This is a genomic window from Pelagimonas varians (assembly GCF_003208435.1).
Classification (GTDB): domain Bacteria; phylum Pseudomonadota; class Alphaproteobacteria; order Rhodobacterales; family Rhodobacteraceae; genus Pelagimonas; species Pelagimonas varians.
In genome coordinates this window covers 23,038-42,370 of record NZ_QKMF01000004.1, presented here as the reverse complement: position 1 = coordinate 42,370, position 19,333 = coordinate 23,038, and the positions used below count along the sequence as shown (strand labels likewise).

The 19,333-nt window shown below is 55.6% G+C and carries 18 protein-coding genes; 5 read left to right on the top strand and 13 right to left on the bottom strand.

What is annotated here, in order from left to right:
• Positions 1-165: 165 nt before the first annotated feature.
• Positions 166-2,184 (top strand): transketolase, encoded by a 2,019-nt coding sequence (gene tkt / locus C8N36_RS06280; protein ID WP_097804095.1) that lies wholly within the window; start codon positions 166-168, stop codon positions 2,182-2,184.
• Between the two features lie 75 nt (positions 2,185-2,259).
• Here the strand turns inward: tkt and lpxB are convergent, their stop codons facing one another.
• The 12 genes from lpxB to frr all read right to left on the bottom strand — a co-directional run bounded on the left by lpxB (position 2,260) and on the right by frr (position 13,583).
• Positions 2,260-3,411 (bottom strand): lipid-A-disaccharide synthase, encoded by a 1,152-nt coding sequence (gene lpxB, locus C8N36_RS06275; protein WP_097804096.1) that lies wholly within the window; start codon positions 3,409-3,411, stop codon positions 2,260-2,262.
• A complete protein-coding gene (locus tag C8N36_RS06270) occupies positions 3,411-4,199 on the bottom strand; it encodes an LpxI family protein (protein ID WP_097804097.1) in 789 nt (262 codons plus the stop codon). The genes lpxB and C8N36_RS06270 overlap by 1 nt, the downstream gene beginning before the upstream one ends.
• A gap of 7 nt (positions 4,200-4,206) precedes the next feature.
• Positions 4,207-4,992, bottom strand: coding sequence for an acyl-ACP--UDP-N-acetylglucosamine O-acyltransferase (gene lpxA, locus C8N36_RS06265; protein ID WP_097804098.1), 786 nt, complete (start codon positions 4,990-4,992; stop codon positions 4,207-4,209).
• Positions 4,989-5,450, bottom strand: a complete 462-nt coding sequence (fabZ, locus tag C8N36_RS06260) for a 3-hydroxyacyl-ACP dehydratase FabZ (protein ID WP_097804099.1) — start codon at positions 5,448-5,450, stop codon at positions 4,989-4,991. Before fabZ ends, lpxA begins: the two co-directional genes overlap by 4 nt.
• Positions 5,451-5,530: 80 nt before the next feature.
• Entirely contained in the window at positions 5,531-6,124 is a 594-nt protein-coding gene (locus C8N36_RS06255) for an OmpH/Skp family outer membrane protein (RefSeq protein WP_097804100.1), read from the bottom strand.
• A gap of 4 nt (positions 6,125-6,128) precedes the next feature.
• Positions 6,129-8,531: an outer membrane protein assembly factor BamA gene (bamA, locus tag C8N36_RS06250; RefSeq protein ID WP_306456908.1), complete on the bottom strand. Its 2,403-nt coding sequence runs from the start codon at positions 8,529-8,531 to the stop codon at positions 6,129-6,131.
• Between the two features lie 121 nt (positions 8,532-8,652).
• Positions 8,653-8,784, bottom strand: a complete 132-nt coding sequence (locus C8N36_RS24670; protein WP_255253608.1) for a hypothetical protein — start codon at positions 8,782-8,784, stop codon at positions 8,653-8,655.
• A gap of 81 nt (positions 8,785-8,865) precedes the next feature.
• Positions 8,866-10,206 (bottom strand): RIP metalloprotease RseP, encoded by a 1,341-nt coding sequence (rseP, locus tag C8N36_RS06245; protein ID WP_097804101.1) that lies wholly within the window; start codon positions 10,204-10,206, stop codon positions 8,866-8,868.
• 29 nt (positions 10,207-10,235) lie between these two features.
• Positions 10,236-11,402, bottom strand: coding sequence for a 1-deoxy-D-xylulose-5-phosphate reductoisomerase (dxr, locus tag C8N36_RS06240; protein ID WP_097804102.1), 1,167 nt, complete (start codon positions 11,400-11,402; stop codon positions 10,236-10,238).
• Positions 11,402-12,178, bottom strand: a complete 777-nt coding sequence (locus tag C8N36_RS06235; protein ID WP_097804103.1) for a phosphatidate cytidylyltransferase — start codon at positions 12,176-12,178, stop codon at positions 11,402-11,404. Before C8N36_RS06235 ends, dxr begins: the two co-directional genes overlap by 1 nt.
• Positions 12,175-12,900 (bottom strand): undecaprenyl pyrophosphate synthase, encoded by a 726-nt coding sequence (locus tag C8N36_RS06230; protein ID WP_097804166.1) that lies wholly within the window; start codon positions 12,898-12,900, stop codon positions 12,175-12,177. Before C8N36_RS06230 ends, C8N36_RS06235 begins: the two co-directional genes overlap by 4 nt.
• A gap of 119 nt (positions 12,901-13,019) precedes the next feature.
• Positions 13,020-13,583 (bottom strand): ribosome recycling factor, encoded by a 564-nt coding sequence (gene frr, locus C8N36_RS06225; protein WP_097804104.1) that lies wholly within the window; start codon positions 13,581-13,583, stop codon positions 13,020-13,022.
• A gap of 195 nt (positions 13,584-13,778) precedes the next feature.
• On the opposite strand from frr, the gene C8N36_RS06220 reads away from it, so the two are divergent.
• Positions 13,779-14,726, top strand: coding sequence for a GlxA family transcriptional regulator (locus C8N36_RS06220; RefSeq protein WP_097804105.1), 948 nt, complete (start codon positions 13,779-13,781; stop codon positions 14,724-14,726).
• Positions 14,727-14,749: 23 nt separating this feature from the next.
• Here the strand turns inward: C8N36_RS06220 and pyrH are convergent, their stop codons facing one another.
• Positions 14,750-15,496 carry a UMP kinase gene (gene pyrH / locus C8N36_RS06215; protein WP_097804106.1) on the bottom strand — a complete coding sequence of 249 codons (747 nt, stop codon included), beginning with the start codon at positions 15,494-15,496 and terminating at the stop codon, positions 14,750-14,752.
• A gap of 109 nt (positions 15,497-15,605) precedes the next feature.
• Between pyrH and miaA the strand changes: the two genes are divergently transcribed.
• From miaA to C8N36_RS06200, 3 genes are all read left to right on the top strand, one after another.
• A complete protein-coding gene (miaA, locus tag C8N36_RS06210) occupies positions 15,606-16,520 on the top strand; it encodes a tRNA (adenosine(37)-N6)-dimethylallyltransferase MiaA (RefSeq protein ID WP_245910740.1) in 915 nt (304 codons plus the stop codon).
• Positions 16,517-17,392, top strand: a complete 876-nt coding sequence (locus tag C8N36_RS06205) for a helix-turn-helix domain-containing protein (protein WP_245910739.1) — start codon at positions 16,517-16,519, stop codon at positions 17,390-17,392. The genes miaA and C8N36_RS06205 overlap by 4 nt, the downstream gene beginning before the upstream one ends.
• A 226-nt stretch (positions 17,393-17,618) precedes the next feature.
• Entirely contained in the window at positions 17,619-19,289 is a 1,671-nt protein-coding gene (locus tag C8N36_RS06200; protein WP_097804108.1) for an ABC transporter substrate-binding protein, read from the top strand.
• The last annotated feature ends 44 nt before the right edge of the window (positions 19,290-19,333 follow it).

Genomic DNA, 19,333 nt, shown 5'->3' with positions numbered 1-19,333 from the left:
TGGCCCGTTGTCAAAAGTTTAACAAGCACCAATAGAAAAAGCGCCCCCATAAGTTCCAATGATTTAGGCGGATTTCACCGTCTTTGTCCACCTGCCCGCGCTTGCACTTTGCCGTCACACTGATATTGAGCGCCCAATCCCATTTTGCGAGAGGATAAAGGCCCCGTGGATATCCAAGAGCTTCGTACACGTAATCCTGATCACTGGATGCGCGCCACCGCGATCCGCGCCCTAGCGCTGGATGGTGTTGCAGCCGCAAATTCAGGTCACACTGGTATGCCGATCGGCATGGCCGACGTGGCAACTGTGTTGTTTTCCAAACATCTGAAATTTGACGCCAAGAACCCCGAATGGCATGACCGCGACCGGTTCATCCTGTCGGCGGGCCATGGCTCTATGCTGATCTATTCGCTGCTATATCTGTGCGGCGATCCAGAGGTCACGCTGGACGAAATCAAGAACTTCCGCCAGTGGGGTGCGAAAACCGCCGGTCATCCGGAAAACTTCTTGCTCAAAGCCGTTGAAACCACCACCGGCCCACTGGGTCAGGGCATTGCAAATTCGGTTGGCTTTGCCATGGCCGAAGAAATGCTGCGGGCACGTTTCGGCAAAAAGCTGGTCAACCACCATACATATGTCATCATGGGTGACGGCTGTTTGATGGAAGGTGTTAGCCAAGAGGCCATCGGCCTTGCGGGCCGCTACGAGCTGGGCAACCTGATTGCCTTTTGGGACAACAATGACATCACCATCGATGGCAAAGTCTCCCTGTCTGACCGAACCGATCAGGTTGCACGCTTCAAAGCATCAGGCTGGCACGTTCAGGAAATCGACGGCCATGACGCTGGCGAAATCGATGCCGCCATCACCGCCGCCAAGGCAGATGGTCGCCCTTCGATGATCGCTTGTAAAACCCACATCGCGTTGGGCCATGCTGCGCAAGACACCTCAAAGGGTCACGGCGCATTGACCAACCAAGAACAGAACGACGCGGCCAAAGCTGGCTGGGGTTGGACAAGCGGCGCATTCGAAGTGCCTGCCGAGATCAAAACCTGGTGGGAAGACGCCGGATCGCGCGGTTCTGTCGAGCGCGAAGCGTGGAATGCACGTTTGACCGAAGCTTCGGCTGCGCGTCAGGCCGAATTCGAACGCGTGATGACTGGCGAGCCGCCCAAACGTTTGTCAGCTGTGGTCAAAGCGCTGAAAAAGCAAATCTCCGAAGACAAGCCCAAGGTTGCGACCCGCAAATCATCTGAAATGGCGCTGAGCGTGATTAACCCGATCATGCCTGAAACTTGCGGCGGATCTGCTGACCTGACCGGTTCGAACAACACTCTGACCGCCGACATGGGTGTGTTTGATGTTGAGAACCGCAAGGGCCGCTACGTCTATTGGGGCATCCGTGAGCACGGAATGTCTTCGGCGATGAACGGCATGTCGCTGCACGGCGGCGTGCGCCCCTACTCGGGCACCTTCATGGCCTTTACCGACTACGCCCGCCCAGCGATGCGTTTGGCGGCCCTGATGCGCACGCCAACCGTGTTCGTCATGACCCATGACAGCATCGGCCTTGGCGAAGATGGCCCAACCCACCAGCCGGTGGAGCATTTGGCCATCTCGCGCGCGACGCCCAACACTTTGGTGTTCCGTCCTGCTGACACCGTGGAAACCGCCGAAGCATGGGAAATTGCCTTTCGCCAGACCGGCACACCTTCGGTGCTTTCGCTGACCCGTCAGGGCCTGCCGACTGTCCGAACAGAACATAAGAACGCCAACTTGGTTGAGAAAGGCGCATATGTGCTGGCCGAAGCCGAGGGCAAGCGTCAGGCGATCATCATGGCCACCGGTTCCGAGGTCGAAATCGCCCTTGCTGCCCGTGATCTGTTGCAGGCCGAAGGCATCGGTACACGTGTTGTATCCATGCCCTGCTGGGAGCTGTTCGAACAGCAAGACGAAGCCTACCGTCGGCGCGTATTGCCGCCCGCCGGTCCGGTTCGTGTCGCTGTTGAAGCCGCAAACCGGATGGGTTGGGATCGTTGGCTGTGCGGCGAGCGCGGCAGTGCCAAGAAATCCGCCTTTGTTGGCATGGATGGCTTTGGTGCTTCTGCTCCCGCAGAAACCCTATACGAAAAGTTCGGCATCACCGCTGCAAATGTGGCCGAACAGGTCAAAGCGCTGCTGTAACTTAGGCGCAGACATACAAAGACAAGGCCGCGGAATTCCGCGGCCTTTTTTGTTGGGTATATCCTAGTTTCCGTGTCAAACGGGTCGGCCAAGTCCCCTAAGAACGGCCTTGGCCGCCCGCAGGCCGGGGTGCTCGCCACCAAGACCCAAACGCTCCATTGTCACACGCATGGCGTCCTTTTGGGCATCTGGTGCATCAAGAACCTGTATCACAGCCTGAGCAATCGGATCGGGTTGGCATTCTTTGCCGATGAATTCAGGGACCGCGCGGGTTTCAGAGACAAGATTGACCAAGGTGACGGTATCCACCAACATCAAGCGACCGATTATTTGCCGCGACAGCCAGCTCATGTCATAAGCGATGACCATTGGTGTTCCCGCCGCTGCCAGCTCAAGTGACACAGTTCCAGAAGCCGCAATCGCAACATCCGCCGCCCGAAAAGCCGCCCGTTTTTGCGACCCGTCATCGCAGCGCGGATCAATGACAATGGGTGCACCCGGCCAATTCCCTGCCGCGTCCAGGATGGTTTGCGCAACAGCGCCAGCAGCCGGCAGCACAAGCCTCACATCCGGGCGCAGGACCTGTAGCTGCGCTGCGACCTGTTCAAAAACCGGCAACAACCGCCCAACTTCGGACCGGCGCGACCCCGGCAAAATCAAGGCGATTGGCCCCGTAATCCCATGTTGTTTGCGAAAGCTCTCGACCTCTGCCGCGCTCGCTTGGACGTCTGTCACTACCGGATGGCCAACAAAATCGCATTCCATGCCAGCCGCATGCATATAGGGCGGCTCAAACGGTAAAACGGCCAAGACTTGATCGACATGCGCGGCCATCTTCTTTGCCCGTCCCGGACGCCACGCCCAGACCGTCGGGGCCACATAGTGAACGACACGCAAGGCTCCGTTCGCCTCCTTGACCAGCTTGTTCACCCGCAAGGAAAACTCAGGCAAATCAATGGTAATCAAAACGTCCGGTTTTTCGGCAATCACTGCCTCGGCGGTTAGCCGGATACGCGCCTTTAGGTTCCCGTATTCTTTAAGGATCTCACCGATGCCCATGATCGAAATTTCGTCCATCGGGAAAAGGCTATCGAGCCCCTGCTCCGCCATTTTTTCGCCGCCGATCCCGCGAAACTCCACCTCCGGCACCAGTTGGCGCAGGCCCTCCATCAAGGCCGCCCCCAGTTTGTCCCCAGATGCCTCGCCTGCTGTAATAAAAACACGCATCAGACGGGCCTTTCGCGAATCCAGAGAAACAGGCCTTCGGCATCCAAACGCCGCAGAGTTTCTTCAAAGTTCAAAACCATCACACCGTTCGCCTCGATGACAATTCCGGCCAAACCGGCCTGAGCAGCGCCGCGCGCCGTGGCGGGGCCAATAACTGGAAGGTCGGCGCGCCGGTCTTGGCCCGGTTTCGGAGCTTTGTACAAAATGCCGCCCTTGGCCCCCTGCCCGACCCGGTTCAGCAATGCATCCGTGCCGTCGTCATCCTCACGCTCACACATGCCATTGCGCGCGACAATGCAAGCCTGTCCTAAATCTTGTCGCGATTGGTCTTCGCTCACATTGTCTCCCAAAGTGGCAAGGCTTTCGGCCTCTGGCGTAGGATTGCACAAGGTCGGTACACCGCCGTCAGGCAGCAGGTCCGGAACCGCGTCATGGGCGGCCAAAACCTCAAATCCGGCATTTTCGAACAATCGAATCGCAATACGCAGCGCCCCGTCATCGCCGCGCCGCAGCCCCCTGAGCACGCTTGGCAGCAGTCGCAAGGTCGCGAAATCCAAGTGACGCCAGTCAAAATCGGGACGGCTAATGGAACCGCACATGCACACCTGCGTAACGCCATGCGCCTTAAGCATCCGGAACAGACCACCCAATCGTTCAAGCCGGAAGACGTGATCGGGGATCAAATCGCTTGGAGGGACGTCTTTTAGTGCGCAGATCAACGGCGGGGTTGGCATGGCAGAGGCCACGGCCTTGGGCAATGCCCCCTGTCCTGCGATGAGAGCCAGCACCGTGCGATCAGCCCGGTGTCAGAAAGGACCGATCACTGTCGCCAAGGATAAACGCGACAATCTCGGACACATATTCGCTGGTGGTTTCTTCGCCTAATCGGCGGGCACGATCCTGAAAAGCACCTTCGCCTTGTGCCAACATCTGGAACGCAGCCCGAAGCGCTGTGATATCCGCCCGCGATACACCGCGGCGTTTCAGCCCGACAAGATTCAACCCATCCAACTGACCGCGCGGCCCTTGCACCAGACCGTGTGGGATCACGTCATTTGTCACCATCGTTACCGCGCCAATAATGGCGCCGCGCCCGATGCGGACAAACTGGTGCACGCCAGACAGACCACCCACGATGACTTGATCAGCCAGAACGCAATGCCCTGCCAAAGCAACATTATTTGCCAAGATCACATTGTTGCCGACGTGAACGTCATGCGCCACATGGCTGGATGCCATGAACAATCCGTCGTCGCCGACACTGGTCAAGCCACCGCCGCCTTGGGTGCCCGTGTTCATAGTCACGTGTTCACGGATACGATTGCGCTTGCCGATAACCAACCGGGTCTCTTCGCCGTCGAATTTCAAATCTTGCGGGATTTCGCCAATAACGGCGAAGGGAAAGATCACTGTCTCCTCGCCGATCTGCGTGCACCCTGTCACAACAACGTGGCTTTTCAATTCGACACGAGGACCGAGTTCCACATTTGGCCCGACGTGACAAAACGGGCCAATGATGCAGCCTTCGCCGATTTTCGCTCCCGTTTCGACAACAGCGGACGGGTGGATGGTCGCGCTCATGCAGGCAGGTCCATCATAGCTGTGAATTCGCATTCCGCCGCCATTTCGCCGTCCACTTCGGCAACGCCGTTGAACTTCCAAACCTTGCCGCCGGGTTTGCCGCGCACGGTGGTCAGGTTCATACGCAGTTGATCACCGGGGACAACTTTGCGGCGGAATTTGCATTTGTCGATGGCCATGAAATATACTTTCATTTCCTTGTCAGCCATGTCCAGAGCCGTGCCAACAATGACCGCCGCGGTCTGCGCCATCGCCTCAACAATGGTCACACCAGGCATAATCGGCAGTCCCGGGAAATGCCCCTGAAAATGCGGCTCGTTCATGGTGACGTTTTTGATGCCCACACCAGATGCGGTGCCGTTGATCTGCTCAACCTTATCCACCAACAAGAAGGGATAGCGGTGCGGCAGAATGCGCTGGATCAGCTGGATATCAGCGCTCAGAAGCGTGTCTGTCATGGGGCTTGCCTTTGTCTTGATTACACTTCTTTTCCTACCAACCAACCGGTGTCGGGGCAAGCAGACAGCAGAAACTGTCGTTACGGGTCTGGGTTCTGGTCCACCGGTTCGGGCACCACATCAGAGTTTTCACCGAGCAGACTGTTGATCCCCAAGACCACTTGATCTGTTATATCAATGGCAGCCACGGATACAAAAACATTGCGTTTTTCCAAGATGAGCGATGCACCGAAATCCAGCATAATCTCATTCAGAACCGGCTTAACCGCCACAAGAAACTGGCGGCGTGCCGTTTCTTGTCTTTCTACTAGGGCGCGCGCTTTCGTGTCTTGTTCACGGCGCAGGTTCTGGACTTTTTCGTCAAAAGCATCTGCCAGTTTCCGAAACACTTCTGGTTCCAAAGACTCACGTTGCGCGGTCAGGGCCAGTTCTTCGTTTTTCAGCTCAGTTTCGATCTGACGGTTTTCCGATGCAATTTCGGATCCTGCGCGTTCAATCTCTAGAGACGCGCGTTTGCCAAACGCACTTTGAGCAAATGCGCGGTCAGATTCGATAACAAGAATTGGACTTTGAATCGTACCGACGTCAAACGCCGCACCTGTCGACTGGGCACTGGCCGCCACGCCCCAAAAGGCGCAGGCCAGCAACACAGCAAAACGTTTGAAGACCACCATCAAGTTAGAACTGCTTCGAAACCGAGATATTGAAGTTCAGCGGTTTGTCATATTTGTTCTTTTGCAACGCCTCGGTGAAATCCATCCGCAAGGGGCCAAGGGCACTGTTCCAATAGACTGTCACGCCAATAACATGGCGCAATTCAAAGTCTTCAGAGACGATCTTGCCGCCGGTGCCAACGAAGTCATCGTAGCCATCATTGACCCCCCAAACGGACCCGACATCATAGAACACACCGCCGGTCAGCCCATATTCCTCTGGTAACCCCAACGAGAAATCAGCTTCCAAGCGCGCAACCGCGAAGTAGTTACCGCCCAAGGAATCATCGATGCCATTACCTGAATTGATCTCACGCGGGCCGATTCCGCCGGATTCGAAGCCACGCATAATCGATGGTCCCGTTGAAAAACGGTCCGTTTCACGGCTTTGCCCCCTGTCATAGGCGATTGCCCCACCATGAAAGCTTGCGCGCAGCGTCAACTCTTCGTTGAAAATCTTGGTTTGAGCGATGGCACGAACGCGCGATTTGGCAAACGTCGTATCGCCTCCCAAGCCAGAATAGTCCTGACTGAATTCCAGAAGAACACCTGCGTTCGGATTCAAGCCCGTACGGCGCGAATCAAAATTATAGGTAAATCCGAGCGAGCTTTCGTGACGTGGCCCAAGGCCGGCTTCGTGGCGAATAATACCACTGACGGTTTCATCAGCAGGATCATCCGGCTCATCTGGCACGCCGAAGTCAGTATATTTGTAAGTATAGCGAACCTGCAGGCGGCCATTGTCAGATATCGGAAAGTCCAGATACGGACGAAATGTGCCTGTGGTGGTCGAAAAGTCAGAATCGTCGTCTTCGTCCTCAACATAGCTGCTGGCAAAACCAGCCGTCATATTGCGGCCCAAAAATGCAGGGTCGGCAAAGTTGAAAACATATTGGTTGGATTCAAACGACGTATTGAACGACAGATCAAGCTGCTGCCCGCGGCCAAGAAAGTTTCGTTCGTTGAACGAGATATTCGCGCCAATACCGCTGTCCGTTGAATACGATCCACCAAAACCGATGGAGCCGGTTGGACGTTCTTCGACGTCAACTTCGACGATCACTTGCTGCGGGGTCGAGCCTTCGCGGGCTTCGACGTCCGCCGAACTGAAATAACCCAAGGCACGAATACGTTCGGCACTTTCACGAATGGCGCGTGGATTAAAAGGATCCCCTTCCGCAACCCGGAACTGTTCACGTACCACACGGTCAAGCGTGGTTGTGTTGCCTTCGATGTCGATCCGTTCCACAAAAATTCGCTCACCGCGAGTCAGTTGGAATTCAACATCGAGCGTCAAATCGCGATCGTTCCGTTCGATACGCGGATCGACGCGAACAAAATTCAGCCCTTCGCGAATGGCCAAACGTTCAAGCCGTACAATCTCGCTTTCGATTCTGGCAGCAGAATACACAACACCCGACCGCAATTTCAGCTTGCTCTGAAACAAATCCGGATCGACATCAGGCAGGTCGGAAGAAACCAAAACCTCGCCCACTGTGAATTGCTGCCCTTCTTCGATATTGAAGGTCACAAAGTAGCCGTCACGTTCCTGAGCAAGCTCCGCATTCACGCCAGTAATCCGGAAATCAACATAACCGCGTGACTGGTAGAAATCAGACAGTAGTTGCTTGTCGAACTCGATGCGGTCTTCGATAAAGGAGTCTTTGCTTACAATGGCGCGAAACAGACCCGCCTGTTTGGTTGCAAGAACCCGGCGCAGACGCCCGTCTGAATACTTGCCATTGCCGGCAAATCCAATGCGCTCGATCTCGGTGACGCCACCTTCGAAGATTTCGAAAACAACATCCACGCGGTTGTCACGCCGTTTGATAATCTTGGGCTGAACACGGGCTGCCAAACGCCCCTGCTGGGAATAGCCTTCGGAGATGCGTTGCGCATCTTCCTCTGCCACACGCGGGTTAAAGACACGGCGGATCTGTGTCTGAACGATACCGGACAGATCCTCGTCCTTGAGGCGACGGTTCCCCTCAAAAGAGATCTGGTTCACGGTCGGATATTCGACAACCTTGATCACCAGACGCGACCCTTGCGGAATCAAATCGACGGATTCGAACAGACCGGACCCTAAGATGCGTTGATAGGAATCGTTCAGTTCACCCGCGGAAATAGACTGACCCCTGGCAATTCCGGCATACGACAGGATAGTTTCCCCTTCGATGCGGTCGTTGCCTTCGATCGTCACGCTACTGAAAGAATAGCTTTGCGCATAGGCGGTTTGCGGCATCGCGATACCGCCAAGCCCGGCAGCCAAAGCGATGGTGACAGCCACCACTTTTGCGGCGCTTGAAACCCGGTTTTGTTTTTTAACATTCTGCGACGATTTACGCCCCGAAATGACCATTGCCATCTTACCAATCCACTTCGACATCCCTTGAGTATGGGAGTATCGGGATTGCGGCCCCTTGTCAAAAGGCCATGGCGATCAATTGCCGGTGTTTTTTGTCTTGCTCCCCCCTAAGGCTAGGGGATCAGAGCATAACTGTCCCAAGATATGCACCCAAGAACAGTGCAAATACGATGGTAAAGACATACAAAAGCCGGTCCCAATTGATCGAGACCAAGACGCTCATGCTGCGATAGCCAGCTTGGATAGTGCTCATGGATTCGGTCCTTTTGTTGCTAGGACCTGAATACATGGTGAATCGGGCAGGATTTAGGCACCTGCCCGACAAATTTTATTCTTAGCAGAATAAATCGCTGGTCACGCCCAAGATCATCACTCCAAGCACCACAGCCACACCGACTTTCATAAGCAAATGTAGAACCCGCTCGCTTGGCTGACGCCCGGTAACCGCCTCATAGGCGTAGAACACCAGATGCCCGCCATCCAAGACCGGAATTGGAAACAGGTTGATCAGGCCCACTGCCGTCGACAGAACGGCGATGAACCAGATAAAGTTGGCTGTGCCCTGACTGGCCATGTCACCCGAAGTTTCAGCGATGCCGATAGGACCGGACAAGTTACAGGTGCTGATCGCGCCCGTTACCATGTGCCACATACCCGACAAAGACCCCGATATGATGCGGCCCACCTGATTGACACCGGCCATAAAGGCTTCGCCAAATCCGGGGGTTTGCGTGGCTGGCTCGAACAAGATGCCGCCGATCACACCGATACGGAAAAATGTTTTGAAACTGTTGTCGGCTTGCGGCTCATCCACGCGGCGCGGTGTCAGATCGGCGGTGACATCCTTTCCGTCGCGCCAGATCGTCAGGGCCAGTGTCGCCCCGTCCGAGCTTTCGACCTTTTGTTTAAGTTGATCAAACGCAAAGACCGGTTCGCCATCGATGGCCGTAATCACATCGCCCTGCTGTAACCCGGCGTCGCGCGCGGCGGATCGCGGCGCGACCTGTGTCACGATTGGAGGATAAACATACGGACCGGACACCACTTGCTCGGAACCGCGGCGCAGGACGGTGTATTCCAGTTCCGGCTTTTGCGGCAGGGCCTTCATAAACGCGGTATAGGCGTCAGCATCGTCAAATGCAGGCGGTGCAGCCCCTTCGATTGCGGTTACAACATCCCCGATCTGCAATTCCTGAACAGTCGGCATCGTGCGCAACTCGCCAACCGTCAGCGGTTCGGTGACAACGCCGCGCACCAACAAAACGCCAGTGAACAAAACAATCGACAAAATGAAATTGAAGACCGGACCGGCTGCAACTGTCGCTGTGCGGGCCCAAAGCGGTGCGCCGTGCATGGTTGAGCGCAAAGCCGTATCGTCCAAGGCTTGCATCGCCTCACCGTCCACGCCACCAGAGGCGTTTGCATCGCCGCGGAATTTCACAAAACCGCCAAAAGGGATCGCTGCTATCTGCCATTTGGTCCCAAAATTGTCATATCTCGACCAAAGGACCGGCCCGAACCCCAAAGAAAACACCTCTGGGTATATTCCGGTTTTTTTGCCGACAATGTAGTGTCCGTATTCATGAATCGCCACGATGATCGAAAGCGCCACCACAAAAAACAGCAAAGTCCAAAGCAAGCCGCCAAACTGCGGGATCAAAGTCGTCAGGTCCAAAGCATATGCCTCTTAGGTTGTTTTTGTAGTTATCGCGCCATAAATTCGTCTGCCCGTACCCGAGCGAGATGGTCCGCTTCAGCAACCTTATCAAGGGTAATCTCGGCAGGATTATGACTTTCGTAAGTTGAAAGGTCGCTTAGCACCTCTTCGACCACAGCTGCCATTTGCGGAAATGTAATGGCTTCGGCGATAAAGGCGTCCAGCGCTCGTTCTTTTGCAGCATTGAAAACGGCCCCCATCAAACCGCCGGCCTGCATAACCTCCCGGGCGAGGCGCAGGGCTGGCCAACGGGCCTCACATGGTTCGCGGAAGGTCATCTGGCCCAGCTTGACCAGATCAAGCCGCTCAACCGGCAAAGGTTTGCGGTGGGGATAATGTAGGGCAAAGCCAATTGCATGGCGCATATCCGGTGCGCCGACATGTGCCATCAAGGCCCCATCGTTAAAACCGACCATGGCGTGGATCATCGATTCCGGATGCACTACGGTTTCAATCTTCTCGGGCGCGATCCCAAAGTATTCTTTGGTTTCAATCAGCTCCAAGGCTTTGTTGAACATGGACGCCGAATCGATTGTGATCCGCTGCCCCATGTCCCAATTGGGATGTGTCGCCGCCTGCGCTGGGGTCGCCTTGGCCAGATCTTCGATCGGCCAATCACGAAATGCACCGCCGCTTGCGGTGATGATCACCCGCTCAACCGCTGCAAGATCTTCGCCAATCATCGCTTGGAATACCGCGGAGTGTTCGCTGTCGACAGGCAAAATATGTGTGCCATGCGCCTGCGCTGTACGCATAATCAACGGACCGGCGCACACCAGACTTTCCTTGTTGGCCAAGGCCAAAACCGCACCGGTTTGCAGGGCCCGCAACCCCGGCTCCAGTCCAGCAGCCCCGACAATCGCGGACATAACCCAATCAGCAGGACGGCTGGCCGCTTCAATCAAGGCCCTTCGTCCAGCCGCCGCCTCGACCCCGGATCCGGCAAGGGCATCACGTAAGTCCTGAAGACGCGTTTCATCAGCCGTAACAGCCACTTGTGCGCCAGTCTTAATTGCTTCGGCGGCCAGCAGCGCAATATTTTGACCACCTGTTAGTGCCACAACCTCATAGGTTTGCGGGTCGCGTGCAATCAAATCAATTGTGCTTTGACCAATTGACCCCGTAGCACCAAATATCGAAATACGTCTGCGCATCAAGTTTTCAGTAGCATGTAGACCAGCAACACCAAGGACGCTCCTACGACACCGTCAAAGCGATCCAACACACCGCCATGGCCCGGAATCATATTCGAACTGTCCTTGACCCCCGCCCGGCGCTTTAGCCCGCTTTCGGCAATATCACCCAGTTGGCTGGCAAAACTCATCAGCATCGCCACCGGAATGACCATCACCTCGAAAGAGCCTGTGATCGCAGCAACAACGCCTACGCCGCCTGCTGCAATCCATCCCGCAATCACACCTGCCCAGGTTTTCTTGGGACTAATTGTAGGCCAGAATTTCTTGCCACCGATGGATTTTCCGGCAAAATATCCAGCCACGTCCGTGAAAATCACTACGGCCAGAAGAACCAATACACTGGACGGCGACACTTCAAACAACCCCGCCAAAAGCGTCCCCGTCAGCAAGGCGGCCATTGCATAAGGTGCAAACAGCCGGCGATCATTGTTGACGCCAAATGTCAAAATACCTGCCAAAATCAGACTAGCTGCAACCGGATAGACCCAAAGAGCCCCCAAAAGCATCGGGTAATCGATGAACACCAGCACTGCGGCGGCGGCAGCGGCAGCTTTGGGCAAAAACCGAAAGCGTGGGCCATGCATGCGAGTCAGCTCCCACAGCATCAATCCGGTCGCCACTGAAACCAGTACTGCAAAGGCCAGCGGCCCTGTCCATGCGGCCCCAATGGCAACAGCCAACATTGCAACGGCCGAAATCAGCCGTGGCCCAAGATCCCGCCACTTATCCGTCATGTTTTGACCCCGCCAAACCGCCTGTCGCGCTTGCCATATCCACCAACCAACTTGCCGAACTCTTCGGCGGAAAAATCTGGCCAAAGGGTATCGACAAATTCGTATTCCGCATAGGCCGACTGCCAGAGCAAGAAGTTGGAAATCCGGGCCTCGCCACTGGTGCGGATAACAAGATCAGGGTCCGGCAACACATGCGTATCCAGATAGCGGGGCAGTGTTTCTACATCGACGCTTTCGGGATCAAGCTTTCCGTCCCGCACATCCAGCGCAAGGCGTTTTGTGGCACGCGCCACTTCGTCCCTTGCTCCGTAGTTTAACGCAATGGTCAAATTGGTGCCGGTACAGTGTTCGGTGCTTTGCTCAAGTTCGTCCATCAGCTTGATCAGTTTAGCGTCGAGCCGGATCCGGTCCCCGATAAAGCGGACCTGAACATTTCGATCCCGCAAGGCTTTGGTTTCTTTGGCGATATAGCGGCGAAACAGGCTCATTAAGCCGGCTACCTCCACCTGCGTCCGCTTCCAGTTCTCGGTCGAAAACGCAAAGATCGTCAGATATTTCACCCCGACAGACGGACAGGCTTCGACAACTTCTCGAACACGTTTGGCACCCGCATGATGGCCAAACAACCGCGGACGACCACGATTGGTGGCCCAACGGCCATTGCCGTCCATGATGATGGCCACATGGCGCGGTCCACCTTGGTCACGGAGCGGTTCTGCCATCACGTCATCCTTCGTCAAGCGCATCGCCCTTTGCGACATCGCACCGGGGCATTCCATAGAAAAAGGCAGCCCTAAGCTGCCCAAAAGCGGAAGGCGGCCCATAAAAGGCCGCCCAACCGTTAAACTTGCATGATATCTTCTTGTTTTGTTTCAAGAAGATCATCGACCTTTTTAATGTAGGTATTCGTCATATCCTGAACTTCGGATTCCCAAAGTTTTTGGTCGTCTTCGGACATGCCGTCGTTTTTGGCTTTTTTGATTTTGTCCATGCCGTCGCGGCGCACATTGCGGACCGACACACGGGCATGTTCCGCATAGTTGCCGGCAACTTTTCCCAGCTCGCGGCGGCGTTCCTCGTTCAGTTCGGGGATCGGCAGCATAATGATTGTGCCATTCAGCTGCGGATTGATACCCAAACCGGATTCGCGGATCGCTTTTTCCACTTTGCCAACCAAGCCCTTGTCCCACACATTGATGGTAACCATACGCGGCTCCGGCACATTGACAGTACCGACTTGGTTGATGGGCGTCATCGAGCCATAGGCATCGACGTCGATCGGCTCCAGCATGGACGCAGAAGCACGGCCGGTGCGCAGAGATGCAAACTCCGTCCGCAGGTTTGCCATTGCGCCATCCATACGGCGGATCAGATCATCAGTATCGAGTTCGAAATCTTCGGACATTGAGGCCTCAGTCGTCTTCTTGTTTTCGCTGGCATTCGTTCTATGCGCTCAGACAGCGATTGTATAGCCAAGATGGCATGCCATTCGTGTCGCGCCCGCAAAAGCTGTGGTTTGCACGATATATGAAAGGGTTCATTTACCTATTTCCCGCAAAACTGGGCAACAATATCCAGCAATCCAAGTCGAAACGGTTACATGCACATTTGCCTTATCCTCGCTCCGGGTTTTCCTGTCTTGACCTACGTGTTGCTGCGCGAAGTGATTTCGATTGCCAATGCGCAGGCTGGACAAGCGCTGTTTTCCGTTGAAATCCGAACCGTCACAGGTGCGGCGGCGAACTCTATAGACGGGATCGAAATTTCCCCTGACCGCATGGATTGGAGTGATCCGCCAGGCTGGGATCTGGTGATTTTATGCGCCGGAGCCAAACCGCTACACCGTTTACCCATGGGATTGCGCGGCTTCTTGGCGCGGGCCGAACAAGCGGGCGCTACTTTGGCCGGATTCGACGGCGGTGTCACGATCCTTGCCGCGCTTGGCTATTTGGACGGGTATCAAGCGGTTCACCCCAACAGCACGACAGAAGAAGAAGCCGAGATATTGGCTCGGGTTGCCTCTTGCGGACAGATTTTTTCATTTGATCGGGGGCGGTTGACCGCGAAAAGCGGTCTTGCCGCAGGTGATGCGCTTTTGGCGTGGATCGCCCGGGTGCTTGCGCCCGATGTGGCAAAGCAGATATCTGATAGACTGTCGCTGGGTCGGTTCCGCGAAGATGGCGACACCCGCCACCTGCCCCGTGCCGAAGATCCCGTATTGGCGCGGATGCAATCAATTATGGTCACACATCTTGGTGACACCCTGCCCCTAACGCAAATTGCGTTCGATCTGGATCTTAGTCCCAAACAATTGCGCCTGAGATGCCGGAAAGGATTGGGGCAAACGCCAACACAAGTGTATTTGAAACTTCGGCTGGACCGCGCAGAACAATTGGTGCGCGACACGGTTCTATCTGTCGAAGAGGTGGCGCAAGCCACCGGCTTCACCTCTCCCTCAGCGTTTACCCGCAGCTTCAAGTCCCACTTCGGAGCACCGCCAAGGGTGATACGAAAAACGGCTCCGGATAACCGGAGCCGCCCAAATTAGCCTAAACAGATGAGCCGGCCAGTTTATCCGTGAACCCGAGTATAGGTACCCTTGCCGGCTAAAATCCCACGGAACCCGCCCGGTTCATCCAAAGGAAACACGATAAGCGGCAGTTTGTTATCGCGAGCCAGCGCAATCGCGGATGCATCCATAACTTTGAGGTTCTTGGTCAACACTTCGTCATAGGAAACGCTGTCATAGCGCTTTGCATCAGCGTGCTTTTGCGGATCTTTGTCATAAATGCCGTCAACACCGTTTTTCCCCATAAAGATCGCCTCGCAAGCCATCTCGTTGGCGCGCAAAGCCGCCGCCGTGTCTGTGGTGAAATAGGGGTTACCCGTACCGGCCGCAAAAATGCAGATCCGCTTTTTCTCAAGATGGCGCACAGCCCGTCGGCGGATGTAAGGTTCTGCAACTTCGTCCATACGAATGGCAGAAATAACGCGGCAAAATACGCCCATCGCTTCCAGCGCAGATTGCATGGCAAGGGCGTTCATAACCGTTGCCATCATGCCCATATAGTCTGCGGTGGTCCGCTCCATCCCTTGGGCACTGCCCGACAATCCGCGAAAAATGTTGCCGCCGCCGATCACCATGCAGATTTCGACGCCCATGTCATGAACCGACTTTACCTCTCGGGCGATGCGTTCCACAGTGGGCGGGTGCAGGCCAAAGCCTTGATCGCCCATCAATGCCTCTCCGGAGATTTTCAGCATTACGCGATTAAAGGTGGCTGTGGGGGTGTCGCTATCGGCCATGTTGCGCTCCATCGGGGCTGAGGGATATGATCGCCGGCATATTTGGAGGAAAAACGTCCCGGCTGCAATGGTGCGACGGCGTTTTAACCGCTACTTTTCTGAGGCGAACGGAGCATCGCGAATGGGGCCACAGGCACAAGCGACACTAAAGGCATGTGTCGCGCAACTCGACCCGGACAAACCGGTGCTGATCGCAGGCCCCACGGCCAGCGGCAAATCCGCTCTCGCTCTCGCGATTGCCGAAATGCAAGGCGGCGCGATCATCAATGCCGATGCCATTCAGGTTTTTGACGACTGGCGTGTCTTGACCGCCCGCCCCTCACCCCAAGACGAGTTGCGGGCCAAACATCTGTTATACGGGCATATTCCGGGTGACCACGCTTATTCCACGGGGCATTGGCTGCGGGATGTCGCGCCGCTCCTGACTGGGCCGGACCGCCCCATCATCGTTGGCGGCACCGGGCTGAATTTCACGGCTTTGACCGAAGGGCTTGCGGATATTCCAGCAACCCCGCCGCAGATTCGCGCAGCTTGTGAAGAGCAGCTGGCCCAAGACGGGTTGGCCAGCCTGATTGCCCAGCTGGACGGCAAAACCCGCGCCCGCATCGATTTGCAAAATCCGGCTCGGGTGTCGCGCGCTTGGGAAGTCTTGCACAGCACCGGACGCGGCATCGCCGATTGGCAAGACGACACCCCGCCCCCCTTGCTGCCATTGGCGCAGGCGCAGGCGATCGTCGTTGAGGCCCCGAAGGAATGGTTGACCCCGCGCATCGAGACGCGTTTTGATCAGATGGTTGATCAAGGCGCACTGGACGAAGCCCGTGCCAACCTAGACACTTGGCACCCCGATCTGCCTTCTGCCAAAGCCATCGGAGCGCGCGAGTTAATCGCACATTTGCAGGGCGACATCACGTTGAAACAAGCCTGCGCCAAAGCCACAATCCTTACCCGTCAATTCGCCAAACGTCAGCGCACCTGGTTCAAAGCCCGCATGAAAACCTGGGATCGGGTTTCGCCTGCGGATTGGGCGTCATGAAGCGTCCCGGCTTTCTGTCTAAACCGATGCCACCTGCTCCGATGTTACCGTCGCAAGTTTCGCGCGCCGCGTCGGACGAACCGCTGCGGTGCGGATCCTTTGCCTTGCTGGCGCAATCGGCCCCGTGGCGATATTCCTTGCTGCACGATCAACCAAATAACCTTTTGCTCTGGATAACCCGTGGCCAAGGTGTGGTCAATGTAAACGGTGTTCGTCGCGGCATTTCCATGCATAACGCGTTGTTCTTACCCGCAGGCACTTTGTTTGCATTTGATCTGCCTAAAACCGTTCAGGCCCTTATGATTCAAAGCCCCGCCGGTCTGACCAACCGCATGCCCCGAGAGCCGCTTTTGCTACGGATTAGGGATGGGTTGGCACAGGCGGAGTTAACCGGACATATCGATGCGATGGGCCGGGAAACCCTGCAAGATCGCCCTTTGTTAAACGATGCGATGCAAGCCTACGCAAAACTGGTTGCAATCTGGCTGCATCGCCAGGTTCAAACAGGAGCCGTTGATGTTCCAAGCGACACAGCCGCCGCCCGCCTCACCCGCCGCTTTGCTCAACACGTTGCTCGCGGCTATCGCAATCCAATGACAATCGCGGATTACGCCCAAACGCTTGACGTCACACCCACCCATCTGACCCGCGTTTGCAGAAAATCTTGCGGAAAAACCGCAGCTGAAATTTTAGCTGAGCGGAAAATGCACGCGGCATGGGACGCGCTCACAACATCAAAACAGCCGATCAAGAAAATTGCGTCTGATCTCAGTTTCACCTCTGCCGCCTATTTTACGCGTTTTGTTCAGGTCCAAACCGGCGAAACCCCGTCAAAATTGCGACGTCAATCCAAGCCAGAAACGCCCAGATAATAATACATCCTGTCGCTTTGTCGCTTTCGTGCCTCAAAAGTGTCGCTTTACAACTCCCTGCGCGTCGTTTTTAAGCATCTTATAGATGAGATATATCATCAGCAGCCTGTGATATGACAGTTGCAATGACATAAAGGGATGTTCCAAGAGTGCAAAAGAATCTTAAGTTTGCACCGCTCGCCAATCGAACATCCACGACACAAACGATGTCTTAGGGAGACGAAGTATGAAATCCACCACTCAAATGACTCGGATTCATCCTGCTGCAGAAATGTACGCCAATGAATTCAAAAATGGCCAAATGGACCGCCGTGAATTTCTGACGCGAAGCACTGCGTTGGGCCTTGGCGCATCAGCGGCCTATACATTGGGTGGCTTGACCAGCCCCGCCATGGCAGATGGCCACATCGCCAAGGGCGGAACAATCCGCATGCAAATGGAAGTTCGCGCACTCAAAGATCCACGGACGTTTGACTGGACGCAAATTGCGACCTTCACATCCGGTTGGCTGGAATATCTAATCGAATACAACAACGACGGTTCGTTCAAAGGCATGTTGCTCGAGAGCTGGGACGTCAACGATGACGCAACAGAGTATACGCTGCACGTTCGCAAAGGCGTGAAGTGGAACAACGGCGACGACTTCACTGCCGAGGATGTTGCGCGCAACGTTGCCATGTGGTGTGACAAAGGCGTTGAAGGCAACTCAATGGCCGGACGTATGGCAAGCATGATTGATGCCGACACGAACAAGGCCGCAGAAGGTGCGATCACCGTCGTTGACGCCCACACGGTTGTGCTGAAAACCAACGCGCCGGACATCACAATCGTTCCAGGCATGGCCGACTATCCAGCCGCAATTGTGCACTCCAGCCATGATGCTGCGACAATGTTGGAGAACCCGATTGGCACGGGCTTCATGAAGCCCGAAAGCCTCGAGGTTGGGGTCAAAGCTGTTCTGGTTCGCAACGAGGATCATGACTGGTGGGGCTATGCTGCTGGCAAAGGTGGTCATATCGACCGGATCGAATTCATCGACTACGGAACCGATCCTGCCGCCTTTATCTCGGCATTTGATGCCGAAGAGATCGACCTGAACTGGGAATCAGTTGGTGAATACGTTGATCTGTTTGATGGAATCGGACTGGTACGCTCCGAAGTCCCATCAGGCTTTACCATCGTTATTCGCCCCAACCAGCTTGCCGAAGACGCGGATGGCAACAAGATCTACGGTGACAAGCGGGTGCGCCAAGCGCTTGCAATGGCTGTCGACAATGCAATCTGCCTCGAACTGGGGATGTCTGGCCACGGGCGCACTGCTGACAACTGCCACGTCGGGCCTATGCATCCGGAATATGACCCAAATGTCACCCGACTGCCGCACGATCCCGCCAAAGCCATGGCTTTGATGGAAGAGGCAGGTATGGCTGACTTTGAGCATGAGCTGCATTCCATCGACGATGACTGGCGCCGCAACACCACCGATGCCGTAGGTGCCCAGCTGCGCGACGCGGGTATCAAGGTAAAGCGGACCGTTCTGCCGGGCTCGACCTTTTGGAATGACTGGGTCAAGTATCCCTTCAGCTCAACCAACTGGAACCACCGTCCTTTGGGCACCCAGGTCCTTGCACTTGCATATCGGTCGGGTGAAGCGTGGAACGAAGCCGGCTTTGCCAATGCCGAATTCGATGCATTGCTGGCAGAAGCCAACTCTATCGCCGATGCGGACAAACGCCGCGAAGTGATGAGCAAGATCCAAGCAATCATGATCGACGAAGGTGTGACGATCCAGCCCTACTGGCGCACCGCCATTCGCCATTCTCGCGAAGGCTTTATTGGTGTCGACAAGCACATCTCGGATCTGCCTCAACTGTACAAATGGGCGATCGAGGCCTAAATTAATACCAGAAGGGCGCACTTAATGGTGCGCCCTTTTTCGTC

What these genes read in the sequence shown, in the direction of transcription:
- lpxB (WP_097804096.1), bottom strand. Translation starts at nt 3,411, where the DNA reads ATGCGTGTTTTTATTACAGCAGGCGAGGCATCTGGGGACAAACTGGGG.
- lpxA (WP_097804098.1), bottom strand. Translation starts at nt 4,992, where the DNA reads ATGAGCGCGACCATCCACCCGTCCGCTGTTGTCGAAACGGGAGCGAAA.
- fabZ (WP_097804099.1), bottom strand. Translation starts at nt 5,450, where the DNA reads ATGACAGACACGCTTCTGAGCGCTGATATCCAGCTGATCCAGCGCATT.
- C8N36_RS06255 (WP_097804100.1), bottom strand. Translation starts at nt 6,124, where the DNA reads ATGGTGGTCTTCAAACGTTTTGCTGTGTTGCTGGCCTGCGCCTTTTGG.
- bamA (WP_306456908.1), bottom strand. Translation starts at nt 8,531, where the DNA reads ATGGCAATGGTCATTTCGGGGCGTAAATCGTCGCAGAATGTTAAAAAA.
- C8N36_RS24670 (WP_255253608.1), bottom strand. Translation starts at nt 8,784, where the DNA reads ATGAGCACTATCCAAGCTGGCTATCGCAGCATGAGCGTCTTGGTCTCG.
- dxr (WP_097804102.1), bottom strand. Translation starts at nt 11,402, where the DNA reads ATGCGCAGACGTATTTCGATATTTGGTGCTACGGGGTCAATTGGTCAA.
- C8N36_RS06235 (WP_097804103.1), bottom strand. Translation starts at nt 12,178, where the DNA reads ATGACGGATAAGTGGCGGGATCTTGGGCCACGGCTGATTTCGGCCGTT.
- C8N36_RS06230 (WP_097804166.1), bottom strand. Translation starts at nt 12,900, where the DNA reads ATGGCAGAACCGCTCCGTGACCAAGGTGGACCGCGCCATGTGGCCATC.
- frr (WP_097804104.1), bottom strand. Translation starts at nt 13,583, where the DNA reads ATGTCCGAAGATTTCGAACTCGATACTGATGATCTGATCCGCCGTATG.
- C8N36_RS06220 (WP_097804105.1), top strand. Translation starts at nt 13,779, where the DNA reads ATGCACATTTGCCTTATCCTCGCTCCGGGTTTTCCTGTCTTGACCTAC.
- pyrH (WP_097804106.1), bottom strand. Translation starts at nt 15,496, where the DNA reads ATGGAGCGCAACATGGCCGATAGCGACACCCCCACAGCCACCTTTAAT.
- miaA (WP_245910740.1), top strand. Translation starts at nt 15,606, where the DNA reads ATGGGGCCACAGGCACAAGCGACACTAAAGGCATGTGTCGCGCAACTC.
- C8N36_RS06205 (WP_245910739.1), top strand. Translation starts at nt 16,517, where the DNA reads ATGAAGCGTCCCGGCTTTCTGTCTAAACCGATGCCACCTGCTCCGATG.
- C8N36_RS06200 (WP_097804108.1), top strand. Translation starts at nt 17,619, where the DNA reads ATGAAATCCACCACTCAAATGACTCGGATTCATCCTGCTGCAGAAATG.